The 14,168-nt window shown below is 68.0% G+C and carries 12 protein-coding genes; 6 read left to right on the top strand and 6 right to left on the bottom strand.

Annotated elements, in window-relative coordinates; translation table 11 throughout:
- Positions 1-107: 107 nt before the first annotated feature.
- From ACF1A5_RS24150 to ACF1A5_RS24140, 3 genes are read left to right on the top strand one after another with little or no spacing between them, the layout of a single operon-like run.
- Positions 108-827, top strand: coding sequence for an LPXTG cell wall anchor domain-containing protein (locus ACF1A5_RS24150; RefSeq protein ID WP_392194945.1), 720 nt, complete (start codon positions 108-110; stop codon positions 825-827).
- Complete coding sequence (locus ACF1A5_RS24145; protein ID WP_392194944.1) at positions 824-2,716, top strand: DUF4012 domain-containing protein; 1,893 nt, start codon at positions 824-826, stop codon at positions 2,714-2,716. The genes ACF1A5_RS24150 and ACF1A5_RS24145 overlap by 4 nt, the downstream gene beginning before the upstream one ends.
- Positions 2,700-3,551: a glutaminyl-peptide cyclotransferase gene (locus tag ACF1A5_RS24140; RefSeq protein WP_392194943.1), complete on the top strand. Its 852-nt coding sequence runs from the start codon at positions 2,700-2,702 to the stop codon at positions 3,549-3,551. Before ACF1A5_RS24145 ends, ACF1A5_RS24140 begins: the two co-directional genes overlap by 17 nt.
- A gap of 82 nt (positions 3,552-3,633) precedes the next feature.
- Here the strand turns inward: ACF1A5_RS24140 and ACF1A5_RS24135 are convergent, their stop codons facing one another.
- The 4 genes from ACF1A5_RS24135 to ACF1A5_RS24120 form a co-directional block, all read right to left on the bottom strand.
- Complete coding sequence (locus tag ACF1A5_RS24135) at positions 3,634-4,959, bottom strand: O-antigen ligase family protein (protein WP_392194942.1); 1,326 nt, start codon at positions 4,957-4,959, stop codon at positions 3,634-3,636.
- Positions 4,960-5,060: 101 nt separating this feature from the next.
- Entirely contained in the window at positions 5,061-6,251 is a 1,191-nt protein-coding gene (locus tag ACF1A5_RS24130; RefSeq protein WP_392194941.1) for a glycosyltransferase family 4 protein, read from the bottom strand.
- A complete protein-coding gene (locus ACF1A5_RS24125; RefSeq protein ID WP_392194940.1) occupies positions 6,248-6,991 on the bottom strand; it encodes a WecB/TagA/CpsF family glycosyltransferase in 744 nt (247 codons plus the stop codon). Before ACF1A5_RS24125 ends, ACF1A5_RS24130 begins: the two co-directional genes overlap by 4 nt.
- Positions 6,992-7,023: 32 nt before the next feature.
- Positions 7,024-8,019, bottom strand: a complete 996-nt coding sequence (locus ACF1A5_RS24120; RefSeq protein WP_392194939.1) for an NAD-dependent epimerase/dehydratase family protein — start codon at positions 8,017-8,019, stop codon at positions 7,024-7,026.
- A gap of 413 nt (positions 8,020-8,432) precedes the next feature.
- On the opposite strand from ACF1A5_RS24120, the gene ACF1A5_RS24115 reads away from it, so the two are divergent.
- Together ACF1A5_RS24115 and ACF1A5_RS24110 are read left to right on the top strand one after the other, a co-directional pair.
- The gene (locus ACF1A5_RS24115) at positions 8,433-9,182 is read left to right on the top strand and encodes a methyltransferase domain-containing protein (RefSeq protein ID WP_392194938.1); all 750 of its coding nucleotides are present in this window, start codon (positions 8,433-8,435) and stop codon (positions 9,180-9,182) included.
- 4 nt (positions 9,183-9,186) lie between these two features.
- Entirely contained in the window at positions 9,187-10,110 is a 924-nt protein-coding gene (locus ACF1A5_RS24110; protein WP_392194937.1) for a phosphotransferase family protein, read from the top strand.
- 288 nt (positions 10,111-10,398) lie between these two features.
- On the opposite strand, the gene ACF1A5_RS24105 is transcribed toward ACF1A5_RS24110, so the two are convergent.
- Positions 10,399-11,352 carry an FkbM family methyltransferase gene (locus tag ACF1A5_RS24105; protein ID WP_392194936.1) on the bottom strand — a complete coding sequence of 318 codons (954 nt, stop codon included), beginning with the start codon at positions 11,350-11,352 and terminating at the stop codon, positions 10,399-10,401.
- Between the two features lie 83 nt (positions 11,353-11,435).
- A complete protein-coding gene (locus tag ACF1A5_RS24100; protein ID WP_392194935.1) occupies positions 11,436-12,674 on the bottom strand; it encodes a lipopolysaccharide biosynthesis protein in 1,239 nt (412 codons plus the stop codon).
- A gap of 517 nt (positions 12,675-13,191) precedes the next feature.
- Between ACF1A5_RS24100 and ACF1A5_RS24095 the strand changes: the two genes are divergently transcribed.
- Positions 13,192-14,148: a glycosyltransferase family 2 protein gene (locus tag ACF1A5_RS24095; protein WP_392194934.1), complete on the top strand. Its 957-nt coding sequence runs from the start codon at positions 13,192-13,194 to the stop codon at positions 14,146-14,148.
- Positions 14,149-14,168 lie beyond the last annotated feature (20 nt).

Here is a 14,168-nt window from a genome sequence, read left to right as displayed (position 1 = left end):
ATAGACATCCCATTTATTCGATATGTCAGGTCTTGCGGATCAGGTTTGAGTCTGGCCCACGTCGGGCGCCCGGACTGGACCGAAGTCGAGGAGAGCGAGTGAGGGAAATGACGACAACGTCCAGGTGGCGCGTCGCGCTGGTGTCGGCGGCGTCCGCCGCCGTGCTGGCCGCCGTACCACTGGCAGCAGCTCAGACCGCCCATGCGCAACCGCCGTACCCCCCGACGACGGGCGCCCTGTCCATCAGCACCACCACCGTGACACGCGGACAGACCGTGACCTTCAGCTCTTCCGGCGTCTTCGGCGCCGGCTCGGCCGTCACGGCACTGCTGGAGTCGACGCCGATCGTTCTCGGCCGGTTCCGGGCCGACGCCAACGGAACGGTCTCGGGAACCGTGACCGTTCCGAGGAGGGCACCCCTCGGCTGGCACGTCTTCCGACTCACGTCGAACCGTCCCGACCAGAGCGTCGGCACCACCGTCTACGTGCAGGACGCACCCTCCACGCCCCCGACCGGTACCCCGACCCCGACCCCGACCTCGACGCACCACCCGAGGCCGGAACCCCCGGGCAGGCCCGACCACCCCGGCGGCCACGGCCCCGGAGGTGGAGACGACGGGCGCAACCCCGGCCACCCGGGTGGACACAGCCAGGGAGGCGGAGACGACGGACGCAACTCCGGTCACCAGGGGTCACGGTCGCACCAGGCCAGCCTCGCGAACACTGGCAGCACCGAGAAGGCCCTGACCCTGGGCGGCGCCGCAGCCGCGCTGCTCGTGACGGGCGGTGGCACGATGCTGGCCGTGCGCCGTCGTCGCAATTCATGACGGATCGAGACCTCCGCACCGCGGATACACGGCGCCCCGGCCTCGTCCGGGGCGCCGCCTGTACGCCCGGGCTCCACCGCCCCGGCGACCCGGCGCCGCACCGCCGTCGCATCCTTCGCATCGCCCTGCTGGCCGGTGTGGCCCTCCCGCTGGCCGGCGCCGTCTGGATCGGTGTCACCGGACTGCTCGCCCGTTCCGAGTTGATGGCGGCCCAGCGGGACCTGGACACGCTGCGGAAGTCGGTGACGGCGCCGTCCGACCCGGGTTCCGCCTCCCATTCGGCTCCCGCGAGGGCCGGGGAACGCGACCGGTTGGTGCGTTCGGCGGCCGCCCACGCGGCTCGTGCGCACCGTCTCACCACCGGCCCGGCCTGGTATCCCGGCGCCCACCTGCCCTTTCTCGGCGGCCCGGTCAGGACGGTGCGCGGTGCCGCGTACGCGGTGGACCGGCTGGCCGGGGAGGTGCTGGCTCCCCTGGCCCAGGCCCTGCCGCGGTCCACGTCGGACGACGGCGGCATCGGGATGTCACAAGCCCTCGTGGTGCTGCGCAAGCACGCTCCGGAGATCGTCCGGGCCGCACAGGTGGCGGCTCAGGTGCGGGCCGACGTGCACGGCCTGCCCAGGTCCACCTGGCTGCCCGCCGCCGACCGGGCCCGGGCCCTGCTCGCGCATCAGACGGACCGGCTCGCCCCCGTGACGACCGACGCCTCCGTGGCGGCCCGCGTTCTGCCGTCCATGCTCGGCCTGCAGGGGGAACGGCACTACTTCCTTGCCTTCCAGAACATCGCCGAGGCACGCGGTACGGGAGGCCTGCCAGGGGCGTTCGCCGTGCTGCGGGCAGACCGAGGCCATCTGGCCTTCGAGCGGTTCGGCAACAACACCGAGATGGCCACGGCGAAGGCGGACATCGACCTGGGAGCCGAATTCGCGGCCCGCTACCGCGACAACCAGCCCACCACGGTGTGGGAGAACTCCAACCTGAGCCCGCACTTCCCCGACGCCGCCAGGATCTGGGCCGCCGCGTGGCGCGAGCACACCGGCGAGCGGGTGGACGGCGCGATCGCCGTCGACCCCGTCACGCTGAGCCGTCTGCTGAGGGTGACCGGCCCGGCCCGAATGGCCGACGGCACCGTGCTCACCGCCGACAACGTCGTGGACCTCACCGAGCGGACCAGCTACGCGAAGTACGCCGACGTCGAACGGCGCAAGGCGTTCTTCGTCGACGCGGCCCGCGCCGCCGCCGCTCCGCTGATGGCCGCGGTCGACACCCCCCGACTGCTGCCCGCGCTGATCGTCGCGGTGCACGACACCCAACGGGACGGTCGGCTGAAGGTGTGGAGCGCCCACGTGGCGGAGCAGCGCATCCTCGAGTCGCGCCCCTATTCGGGCACGCTCCCGAACGTCCCGGGCCCTTTCGCGGGGCTCGTGGTGAACAACGCGGCGGGCTCCAAGCTGGACTACTACCTCGACCGGAGCATGGTCTGGGAGGCGGGCGACTGCTCCGGCGGTGAACGCGAGGTGACCGCAACCGTGACTCTGACCAACCGGGCCCCCACCTCCGGCCTGCCCGACTACGTCACGCAGCGCGGCGACCGCCCCCCCTACCGCACCCGACCGGGTGACAACCGGCTCATGGTGTCCTACTACGCGGGCGCCGGTGCCAAGCTCACCGGTGCCACCCTGGACGGCCGTCCCGCGCTGCTCGCACCCGGCGTCGAACGCGGCCACCCCGTGTTCACCCTCGACCTGGAACTGCCTGCAGGATCCCACCGCACGCTGGTCCTGCACCTCCTGGAGCCCCACGCGAACCGGGCCCCTGACCTGTTGCAGCAGCCTCTGGTGACACCGCTGCGGACCACAGTGAGGACGAGGGGTGCGTGCGGTGCGTGAGCACCTGCGCCGGACCGGCGCGGTGATGCTCGTAGGCGCACTCGCGCTCGGATCATCCGCGGCCGGGAGCCGCAGTGCCGACGGGCGGCAGGCCGCTGGGCACCGTGTCGAGCGCCTGCGGGTGAAGGTGCTGGAGGTCCTCCCGCACGACCCGAAGGCGTTCACCGAGGGCCTCGAGGTGGCCGGCGGCACGCTCTACGAGGGCACCGGGCTGTCCGCCCAGTCCTCCGTGCGGGCCGGGCCACCGGGCCACCCGCCCACAGTCCGCGCCACGCTGCCCGCACCGCTGTTCGGTGAGGGGATCACACTGCTCGGCCGAACCCTGTGGCAGCTGACCTGGCGGGACCGGATCGCCATCGAGCGCGACGCCCGGACGCTCGCGGAACTGCGCCGCGTCCCGTACCCGGACGACGGATGGGGCACCTGCTTCCAGCGGGCCCGGCACCGGCTGGTGACGAGCGACGGCTCGGCCCGCCTGACGTTCCGCGACTCCCGGACGCTCGCGAAGACGGGCGAGGCCGCCGTGACCGACGCGGGCCGCTCCGTCACGGCCCTGAACGAACTGGAGTGCGTCGGTGACGCCGTGTACGCCAACGTCTTCCTCACCGACCGGATCGTGCGCATCGACCCCGCCACCGGAGCGGTGACGGCGAGCGTCGACGCCTCGGGCCTGCTCCGCGCCGACGAGATCGTCCCCGGGGCCACGCTGAACGGCATCGCGGCCGTTCCCGGAACGGATCAGTTCCTGATCACCGGGAAGTTCTGGCCCAAGATGTTCCGCGTGGTGTTCGTGCCGTCGTCCGGCCACCCCCATCGAGGCGGGCCTCCAGGGTGAGCTCTACGGGCGGAACCTGGACGCTCGGCGCGGTCGGGGCTGCGCCGTCCCGTGCCTCCGCACCGTGAACGTTCAGATGCCCTCAGCCGACACTTTCCGTGACGCGGGCCACGGCGGGCACAAGTGTCTCTTCCGACTTCCTTCCTCGGTGTCTTTGCCGCGAACGGTGACCCGCGAGCAGGATCCCGGCCGCCCAGTAGAAGGGAGCGGCCCCGAAAGGCGACTCCAGGACGACACCCAGTAGTGCCACGACAAAGATTGAGATCACCAGGAGCACGCACAGCGAGGTCAGTTCATCCGGTGGCCCACGGCGCACTGTCTGGACGACGACCACAAGAAGTGAGGTCAGCAAAGCGGCGACCACCGTGAGTCCACTGAAACCGAGCCGGGCGAACACGGTCAGCAGAAAGTTGTGCGGTGAGCGCAAGCCGTCACCTCGATCCTCGCCCCTGCCCCACAGCGGCAGATCGGCATGGGAAACCGCCATGAAGTTGACTCCGAAGCCGACCCCGACGGACGCCCGCACCGGATCGTGCAGGGTGTACGTGATGACTCGGTTCCAGGCGGTCATCCGTGCGCGCTTGGTGCCCACGGCACCCGCTACCACGTCACTCGAAGCCGTCGAGCTGTCGCCGTTGGTTGCAAGAAGGCGTTGCCCACCTGGCGTGAGCGGCAGTACCGCCAGCAGGGCAACGACAACGGCGGCTGCAGCCAGCAGTGTGCGGGCGTTGAGAGGGCCGTTCTTTCCCGCCCTGAGCAGGACGGCCACGAGCACGCACGCACCGCATGCGAGGATGCCGGCCCTTGAGGGCAGGGCAAAGGCAGGTACGAGGGCCGCAGCGGCAACCGTCCCGTGGCGCCACACCCTTCCGCGTCTGATCCGAAGAAGCGACATGCCTGCCAGCACACCGAGCAAGGCCACATCGAAATCGGTTCTGATCCCCATGACGCGTGCGTTCTCGCTCACCTGGGGCATCGCGTCGGCGACCTGCGGCACGAACGTGGCGACCGCCACCCATCCAAAGTGCAGGAGCAGGCCGCCGTACAGCAATCGGACCGTTCTCTCCCGGCAGTGATCCCGTGATCTGTGGTAGGAACTCGCAGACAAATACGCCATGGCAACGTAGGCGAAGGGTGCTGCGTCACGAGCCGCCAGCCGTACGTCGCCCCCCACAGTGATCAGGTGGAAGACAGTGATCAGCAGCAGCAGTCCGATCAGGATTCCGGGCCCGTAGGCGCGCTCGAGCCGCTCGGTGGAGAACAGACTTGACTGGGCGACGTGAAGAAAAGCCACGCACATCAGGACATCGCTGATGTAGAGGGGCCCCACCGGCACGTGCGAGATCCAACGGCTGCCGGTGAGCAGAACGGCGACCACAGCGACACCGGCGATCATCCTGCGGTCCACGGTGGAATTCCGTGTGGTTGTCCGAGTACCAGACGGACGGTGACTCAAGTTGCCACTTCCGGCTGCTTGACGGCTCGCGTTCAGCACGTGCACTCCTGCTTTCACGAATCAACCGCCTCACCGGTCGCCACGCCCGCGGCAACCGCGGTGCGGCGGTCTGCGGCGCGTCCCGCCTCCTCGTAAGTCCCGCAGATACGAGTGGTCCAGGTGCTCTCGGCGAAATGGGCCGCGTACACCTGGCGGCAGTGCTCACGCAGATCCGGGAATGTCGAGGCCGCCTCAGCGAGCAGCGGGTACAGAGGCTCGTCCCACCGTGTGACGAAGCCGGTGCCGTTCTCCCGCACCGCCTCGGCCACCGCGGATCCCTCGAAGGCGATCACCGGCAGCCCCGCCGCCAGGCCTTCGATGTAGACGAGCGGCACGGCTCCCTCGTACCAGCGGCTGGGAAAGATCAGACCACGCCAGGAAGGCATCCGGCTGCGCAGGTCGTTGCGGTCGAGGTGGCCGAGGAAGCGAACCGACGAGGGTGCCGCGTCCTTGCAGGCGGTGAGCAGCTCACCGTCTCCGACGACGTCCAGCGGTTGGGTCTCCGGCCACTTGCGCAGAAGTTCCAGTACTCCCTTCTCGGCCCTGAGACGCGCCGCGACCAACCAGCGCCCGCTCTGGGCAGGCGACGACCCCTCGCGCGACACGCGAACGAAATTGGGCACGAGAGCAAGACGTTCGGGAGGCACACCGGCCCGTTCGTAGGTACGGCGACTGAGAGCGGACAGCACGATGATCCGGTCCGCTCGGGCGAGCAGCGGGTCGGCCGTCGCTCCCCGTCGCCCCGCCCACGACAACGGGAGCGTCGCCACGCGGGACCCCCGGTAGCAGCCGTGCCGCGTGCCTGCCCACCGCTCGCCGTCCGGGCAGCGGGTGCACTCAGCACCCGCACGGTAGAGCGTCGCCGCAGCACACAGGGGCCGGAAGTTGTGCAGAGTCGCGACGAGGGGCCCGTGCCACTCCCGCAGCCAGGAACGCCCGAAGTTCGGAAAGAGGTTGTGGACGTGCACGACGTCGGGGGCGTACGCCCGCAACCCGGCCAGAGGGTTGTGCCCCCGGCCTGACGCCACGCGCGCCGCGGCTCGCAGCGGGTAGAGGGGATCCCGGACCAATTCGTCGGTGTGGGCGGCGAACAGCCTGACGTCGTGGCCCGCTGCGCGCAGCGCGCTGACCTGGTCGTGGACGGCCACGTTCTCACCGCTGGGCTGTCCGGAAGCGTAGAAGCTGTGGACAATCGCGATCTTCATGACAGCGTGCCTTCGCTCGTGATCAGCCGAGGAGGACGCATACTGATCCGCGTCAGATAGGCGGGGTTGTTGCGGAGGTAGCGGCGCCACAGGCGACGCGGTTCCTTCACCAGGCGGAAGGCCCACTCCAGTCCTCGCTGCTGCAGCCAGCCGGGCGCCTGCGGTTTGAGACCGGCATGGAAGTCGAAGGCGGCACCGACGCCGAGCAGAGCCGGAGCCTTGAGCCGGTCGCGGAATTCGGCCATCCATCGTTCTTGCTTCGGTGTCGACAGCCCGACCCAGACCAGATCCGCGCCGGAGGCGTTGATGGTGGCGACAACCGCATCCGATTCCTGCGCGCTCAGCGGTCTGTACGGCGGTGAGAGAGCACCCACGATCTTCAGCCCGGGGATCCTGCCTGCCAGGCGTTCGCCGAGCAGTTCGGGTACTCCCGGCGCCCCACCGTACAAGAAGGAGGACCAGCCGTTGTGGGCCGCGCGTTCGAGGACGGTGAGCATCAGGTCGGGCCCGTAGACGCGGCGCATCCAGGCCGCCCCGGCACGGTGGCCGGCCCATACCATGGGCATGCCGTCGGGCACGGTCAGGCCAGAGGCGTTGTGGATGCGGCGGAGGGCAGGGTCACGCTGGCATTCCATGACGCCGTGGACCCCGGTGACGCAGACGTAGGATCGTTCGCGGGTTTCGATCCAGCGGGCGATCTCCTCGACGGCGGAGTGGGGGGTGACGGCGCTGATGCCCACACCCAGTACGTCCACCCGCGGGTGCCGGACGGTCAACACGTGACGGGCCTGCCGTCGAGCTGGGCCTTCACCTGGTCGTACACCCAGCGGTACGTGACCTCCAGACCCTGCACGAGAGACGTCTCCGGGGCCCACCCGAGTTCCTTGCGGATCAGGGTGTTGTCGCTGTTGCGGCCCCGTACCCCGAGTGGGCCCGGGACGTGCCGGTGCCGAAGCTGCACACCCGCGATCCGCTCGACGATCGCGTACAGCTGGTTGACGGACACCAACCGGTCGGAGCCGATGTTGAGCGGATCCGTGTACTCGCTGCGGGTCAGGCGCAGTGTGCCCTCGACGCAGTCGTCGATGTAGGTGAAGCTGCGGGTCTGCTCGCCGTCGCCCCAGACCTCGACCTCGCCGGTGCCGGTGAGCACGGCGAGGGCAACCTTGCGGCAGGCAGCAGCCGGAGCCTTCTCGCGTCCGCCCGCCCAGGTACCGTACGGGCCGTAGATGTTGTGATAGCGGGCAGCGCGAGTGGCCAGGCCGTAGTCCTCGCGGAAGTGGCGCGCCATGCGCTCGCTGAACAGCTTCTCCCAGCCGTAGCCGTCTTCCGGCATGGCGGGGTAGGCGTCTTCCTCCCGCAACGGGAGCACGTCGGCGTCCACTTGCTTGTGGGCCGCGTACACACAGGCGGACGACGAGTAGAAGTAGCGCCCGACGCCGGCCTCCTTGGCGGCGAGCAGCATGTGTGTGCTGGAGAGTACGGACAGCATGCACGCGGCCTTGTTGTTCTCGATGAAGCCCATGCCACCCATGTCCGCGGCGAGGTGGTAGACCTCGTCGGCGCCGCCGTCCAGGATCTCGGTGCAGGTCTCGCGCAGCGAGACGTCGCCCACGACGTTCACCGCGTCCTCGTGGACCTGGTACCACTCGTCGAGCGGCTTCCGGTCGATGGCCCGCACGCCACAGCCTTCGGCGAGCAGCGCCCTGGTCAGATGTCCGCCGATGAACCCTCCGGCCCCTGTCACCACCGCATTGATCTCAGCCACTGCCTTGCTCCTTGATGTTCATTGGACCATTTCCGGCAACGGACACATTTGCGCAGTCGGCAGGTCCTGGAGCGCCATTGGGGCGCACGCTCCAGTGAGCCCACTCGCCTGGCGGAACTAGGGGAAAACGTCGTCACGGCCCAGAATCCGTGCAAGTCTCGATGAAGGGCCGCCGCTTTCTTCTCCTCGTAGTGGCAACATGATGTCGTATCAAATGACCATCAGAAAATGGTATGGACCTCGGGGATCGGGAGCGCGGGAGTGCCGCCGCCGTGAGCGCTGAGACAACGGCCATGCGAGTGATCTCCAACAAATTTCGCGGCCCTTTACCGGTTGCCGGGTCTAGGATTGTCAAACAGGCGGTATACCGCCTGACAGTTCTCCGCTCCCAGCAAATGAAATGGGTCAGCCGCATGGCGAGTTCGGGATGGACCGGCTACGAAACCAGGTTCTCCGACGAGAAGAGCGTAAGGGATTACGTTCGTCTCTACGACAAGGGCAGTCATGACGACTACATCTGGTCTCTGGAACGGCCTGTCCTCGTAGAGGCGCTACGAAGGGAACGAGAACGACGCGGCCGTCTCCGCCTGCTCGACTTCGCATGCGGAGCCGGACGAATTCTGCAGGCGGTGGAAGAAGTAGTGGACGAGCTCACCGGCCTCGACATCTCTGTCCAGATGGCCAGGCACGCGGCGGCTGCAAGTCCAAAGTCCACGATCAGGACCGGCGACGTACTGACGGATGACCTTTTGAGTGGCCCCTACGAAGCCGTCACCGTCTTTCGGTTTTTCCTGAACGCGCCCGAAGAGCTGAGACTTCCTGTTCTCGTTAAGATCAGAGAGCACATGGAGCCAGGTTCTTTGCTGGTCCTCAACAATCACGGTCACTGTCCCAGCCTGCGGTCACTCGTGGTTCGGGCACCCAAGCCGAGGCAACAGCGCCCCAACGAGTTGCGGCATCGGGACGTCGCCGCTCTGCTGCACATGTCCGGCTTCCGCATCGAGGACCGGTACGGCTTCTCCATGTTTCCGTCAGTTCTCCACCGATGCCTTCCCGATAGGGCTCTGAGGGCAGCCGACGGCGCCGCCGGTTCACCGATCATCCGAAGGTTCACGCGGAGGCTGATGATCGAGCAGCTGTACTTCGCCAGAGCTGTGGGGTGAACAGGTGGATCAAGACCATGTCGTGTGGCGCCGTGGCCTGTTCCGCGCCGGGCCGCTGGGACGGCGCATCGGTCTGAGGACCACCGGAGGGCGCGACGGCGTGGCAGCGGCCCACATCATCGACCGGCCGTCACGTCCCATCGGCCGGGCGGCCGCATCGCTCGACAGGCTCGCGGCGCGCCTGAGCGTCGGACCCAGGGTCCCGGACCCCCTGGCCGGTGTGGAGCCACTGATCCGGACCTTGCTGATGGAAGCGGACGGTGCGGCTTTCGTTCATTCCTCGATGTCCGGACGATGCGTCGCTGCGATTTCCACCGGCGGAAGACCTCATCGCGTACTGAAGTTGGGGAAGGCCGACGACCACCCGCTCCGCAACGAAGCTGAATTTCTCGAGCAGATCCCCGGGATACGGCTTCCCTTCAAGGTCCCCGATCTGATCTATGCCGGCCACCTGGGAGACCACTACGTGGTGATGACCCATGCCTGGCAACGCTCGCGCCTGGCGGGACCGCTGTCACCGAGCGAATTGCTGAACCTGACGGAGGCCCTGAGCAGAGCGAGGGTCGGCGACCGTTCCATCGTGCACGGAGACCTGGCGCCCTGGAACGTACTCAGGACTCCGCAGGGGATTGGTCTGGTCGACTGGGAAGCCGCGACTTTCGCGGATCAGCCATTGCGAGACCTCGTTCACTACCTGGTGCAAGCAGGTGCACATCTCCGGTGGATGGATGTGAAGACGGTGGTGCGGGAACTGACGCACCCCGCCGGGACGGTGGCGTCCCTGGCGCATCGCCTCGGTTGCCGCCGGTCGCAGGTGGAAGAGGAGCTTCATTCCTATTTCACCACATATCCACCAATCCGCATTCCGCGTGTACGCCGCTTTCGTGACCGTGTTGCCCTCGAGGTGGGAATCACGACACCGGCATGAGCGGGGGGCGCCCAGGAGGTCGTGAAAATCTACCGTCAGGCAGCGGCCCACCAGAGCCCGGCCGGCTCGCCTTCGGTGGTGGGCGCCCGGCCGTCGGGGACCTTCGCCACCCGGCAGCGCTCGCGGCCTTGATCCGGCGCTTGGGCGGGGACGGCTCGCGATCGACCGGAACCCGGCCGCCGGCCCCCCACCCGGCGAGCACCCCACCCGGCAGCGTCCCCGCGGGGCGGAACCGTTGAGCGACGTCTCAGCCCAGCACTGGACTTCAGCCGTCCCCGCCGTGACCGGTCAACGAGGACGTCCGAGTCGTTCGGCGTCGATGCGGGAGAAGACGAGGTCACAGTTGTCCGTGACCGGCTTCCGCCAGCGCGTGGGCAGCAGCGGGGCGCCGAGCGCCTGCGGATAGCTTCCGGGTTCGTAGCGGTTGTCGAGGCGGTAGACATGGAAGCCGCATCGCAACAGCGGATCGATGACGTCGTGGACCGAATCGCCCTGCCTGGCCAGCCGTTCCGGTCCCACCTCGATGACCAACTCCACGTCGGGTCGCAGCCGGTCGAGCGTGGAGGTGAGCCCGCGGACGACCGCGGCCTCGGCCCCTTCCACATCGATCTTGATGAGCCTTGCCCCACGGATCTCCTGTTCCGTGAGAATCTGCGGCAGAGACTGCGCGGACATCTCGAAGGTCTGCTGAGCGGCCCTGGTGGGGCGGACGATGGTCGTCGCCCCGAGGTTGCCGGCGTCCTCCAGGTAGAAGGTGAGGACTCCGGCGGTGTCGGAGACAGCCGTGTTGACGCTGCGGACGTTGGTGCACTCGTTGGCACGCAGGTTCTGTCGCAGCATCTCGTGGAAGCGAGGGGAAGCCTCGATGGACACGACCTGGCCGCGCGGTCCGACCTGGCGCGAAGCGAGCACGCTGAAGTAGCCGATGTTGGCACCGATGTCGATGAATGTGTCTCCGGGGCTCAGCCGTTCCTGCATCCAGTGCGTCAGGTGCGGCTCCCACATGCCGAACAGGTACAGGTACCTCTGGATCACATCACTGGTGTCGACGGCGAAAACCGCGCCGAACCGGGTCTGGACGGTGTCTGTGACCGGACGTTCTCGGAGGTACTTGTTGAGCAGCCTCACCGTCGTCTTGTTCAGCCATTGCGCAGCAGGGTGGTGTTGGCCTGTCGCGCCCCCTCCGTGGCGCACGTACGAGTGCAAGAGGCGACGTCCTTGAGCTGGAATGGGAGGAATCACGTGAGGCTCCTGGCATGGAGATGCGGGGCGGTCATGACGGGGAAGAGAGGCGGTGGCAACGGGAAAGCACGTCCCTGGTCCAGCTACTTCGGTTCAGCAGTGCGGCACTGTGCGTCCGGCCGGGAAGCGCCTTGCGCCTTGCGGAAGGCCTTTCGGAAACAGGGGATGCTGATGCAGAGGGTGTGGGAGACCGCCGACGCGATCACGGGTCCGGCCGGGCCGACGGCCCCGGCCAGGGGAACCGACAGGACGAGACTGGCCAGGGCCATGAACACGTACCGGGCGGCCAGAAAACGCAGGGCCGCGGGCTGGGTGAGCCACATCGTCACCGGGCTGACGACGGCGTGCACCAGGAGCAGTGCCGCGAACGACGCCATGAGGCCAGTGCTCGCACCTGCGTTTCCATGAGTCATCCAGCCCGTCACGGATGGCCCCGCAGCCACCAGGCCGGCGCCGATCAACAGGGCGCCCGAGCCGAACCACGCGGACAGTTTGGCCAGTTCGGTCCGCGGGATCCGGATGCTGTCCCGCCGCTGCCGAACGAACAGGTTCCACAACGGCACCGCCGCGGCGTTGACCAGTGCCCAGGCCGGTGTGTACAGCTGGGCTCCCGCGGAGTAGACCGCGACGTCGGTCGTACCGGCCACATGGCTCAGGACGAGCCGGTCGGTGCCGTACGCGCAGGCCGTGGCCACGTTGATCACCGTCACCGGACCGGACAGATGGACAATGCGTGTGACGGACCGGCCTGGCCGGAGGCTGGTTACGACGATGCGCAGCACGGACATGCGAAGGATCCGCCCGGCGATGAGAAGCCCGACGAGGCTGGCAGCTGACTGCCCGAGGAATCCCGCCGAGAGGAAACAGTAGATGGGGGCGTCAAGGGCAGCGAACAGCAGGACCAGGGACAGTGCCAGCAGGTTGCCGCCCGCCTGCAGGAGGGTTGCCACGTGGGCCCGGCGGAGGGCGATGAGGGCGGAGCTGCCGAGAGCCAGTGGCATGCCGCAACCGATCAGGACAACCGTGACGCCGAGGCATGCCTCGGCCTCAGGAGCCGAGGCGGCGCCGAGCAGGACGGCCTGCGCTCCGGTGCCGATCACCGCCAGACCGCAGAAAATGACCAGTACGCCCGTGCATGTCAGAGCCCGGGCACTGGAGGTGATGGTTGTTTCGATACGTTCACGGTCGCCCGGCCTGCCACAGTCGGCCTCAATTGCATCAATGAGTGCCGCGCCGGCGCCCAGATCTCCGATGGGAAGGAGTGAGGGCAGCATGACGATGAGAGCGAAGAGAGCGTAATCGGAAATCCCGAGCGCACCCACGATGGTATGACCGGAGTAGAGGGCGCAGAAACCCGAGACGGGCAATGCGGCGGTCCTGGCGAGCAGCGAGGGAAGAGAGGCCCCCAGCAGTGGGGACGCCCTGAGACCGGTTTTCCTCCGAAGAGGCATGGACGGCCGCGCCACTGAGACCAATGCAGTTCCCTTTCCTGGGTAGCGCCGCAGTCGAGAACATCCACTTGCAGGGGTAGCCGTAATAAGGCGAGGCCGAGTCGACCCGGAACGAGGGTAACCAGAGCAGGCGGCCGACCCTCGGTAGCGGCGCGACGTGAGGGGGTTCATTTGGTCCGATGAAGGACTCCGGGACTGCGCCAACAGATTTGTCCTCCAAAATCCGAGGAGTCGGCGTGTCCAGTTCGCTGTCCGGCACGATGCCTGCACCATCCTTGTATGCAAGCTCCGTGAAGTGGCAATCGAAACCGGATACCACCGCGAGCGATGCTTCCGAGCGTTACGGCATTCAGCGAGTGCTGCTGAGGATCTGCCCTGGAGCCGCCGTATGCACAGTGTCCTGATCGCCGTCCCCACTCTGGGGCGTCGGCCAGTCGGTCCGCTGCTCACGGAGTTGGCCAGGCAGGCGGCTCAGGTGCGCCCTTCTGGACGTGCGGTGGAGATCGTCCTCTTGGACAACTCGGCCGGCGGGTCCGTCACTGCTCGCCGAACCGCGGCTGCCCACGACGCCCATTACCGGCGAGTGCCCCGTCGCGGGTACGCGCAGGTGCGCAACGCCGCCCTCGACATGGCTGAGGAACATGAAGCGCTCGTCTTCATCGATGACGACGAAATCCCCCTTCAGGGCTGGTTGGAGGCCCTGCTCAAGGGCGCTGACCGGTACGGCGCCGACGTGGTCTGGGGGCCTGTCCGTGCCGTGGTACCGCCGGGCTCCCCGCGATGGGCCGCAGGTGGCAGCACACTGCGTCGGCAGTGCCCGCGGCCTGACGGCCCTCTCTGCCGGGGCGTGGCCGGATCAGGCAACACCCTGCTGCGTACGTCTGCGGTGCAGAGAACGGGGCTGCGCTTCGAAGAGCAATTTGATCTGTCCGGCGCAGAGGACACGGTGTTCTTCTCCAAGATGGCCCGCGCCGGAGCGCGAGTCGTGTGGATCGGTTCCGCCCGTGTCGTGGAGACGCAGGATCCGGACCGGCTCACGCTCGCAGGGCTGCTGCGGCGTGGTTATCGCCGTGGTGCCGCCAGCGCCTGGGCGCAGCAGGCACTTGAGCAAGGATGGGGTCCTCGCCTCGTGGTACGGCGCTCGGCGAGGATGGCGCGAGGTGTGGTGCGCATCATCGGCGGGTCGGCAGTGTTCAGGCCGGTGACCGTGGCCCTGGGAGCTGAGGATATGGCCTTTGTGAGCGGGTGGGGCGCCGCGGTGATCCGGGCCCTTTTCCGAGCCTGTCGCAGGCCACCGACCACGGGCGCGGCACCTCTTTCCGAGCGGGTGCCTTTTCAGCAGTGAGTGAGGGCGAGGTCGCGCCC

Source organism: Streptomyces sp. NPDC014864, assembly GCF_043081525.1.
Classification (GTDB): Bacteria; Actinomycetota; Actinomycetes; order Streptomycetales; family Streptomycetaceae; genus Streptomyces.
Note: the sequence above shows the minus strand (reverse complement) of the source record. Positions and strands in the feature narration are given on the sequence as shown.

Coding starts and splice junctions, on each gene's coding strand:
- ACF1A5_RS24115 (WP_392194938.1), top strand. CDS start 8,433: ATGGCGAGTTCGGGATGGACCGGCTACGAAACCAGGTTCTCCGACGAG.
- ACF1A5_RS24150 (WP_392194945.1), top strand. CDS start 108: ATGACGACAACGTCCAGGTGGCGCGTCGCGCTGGTGTCGGCGGCGTCC.
- ACF1A5_RS24130 (WP_392194941.1), bottom strand. CDS start 6,251: ATGAAGATCGCGATTGTCCACAGCTTCTACGCTTCCGGACAGCCCAGC.
- ACF1A5_RS24095 (WP_392194934.1), top strand. CDS start 13,192: ATGCACAGTGTCCTGATCGCCGTCCCCACTCTGGGGCGTCGGCCAGTC.
- ACF1A5_RS24145 (WP_392194944.1), top strand. CDS start 824: ATGACGGATCGAGACCTCCGCACCGCGGATACACGGCGCCCCGGCCTC.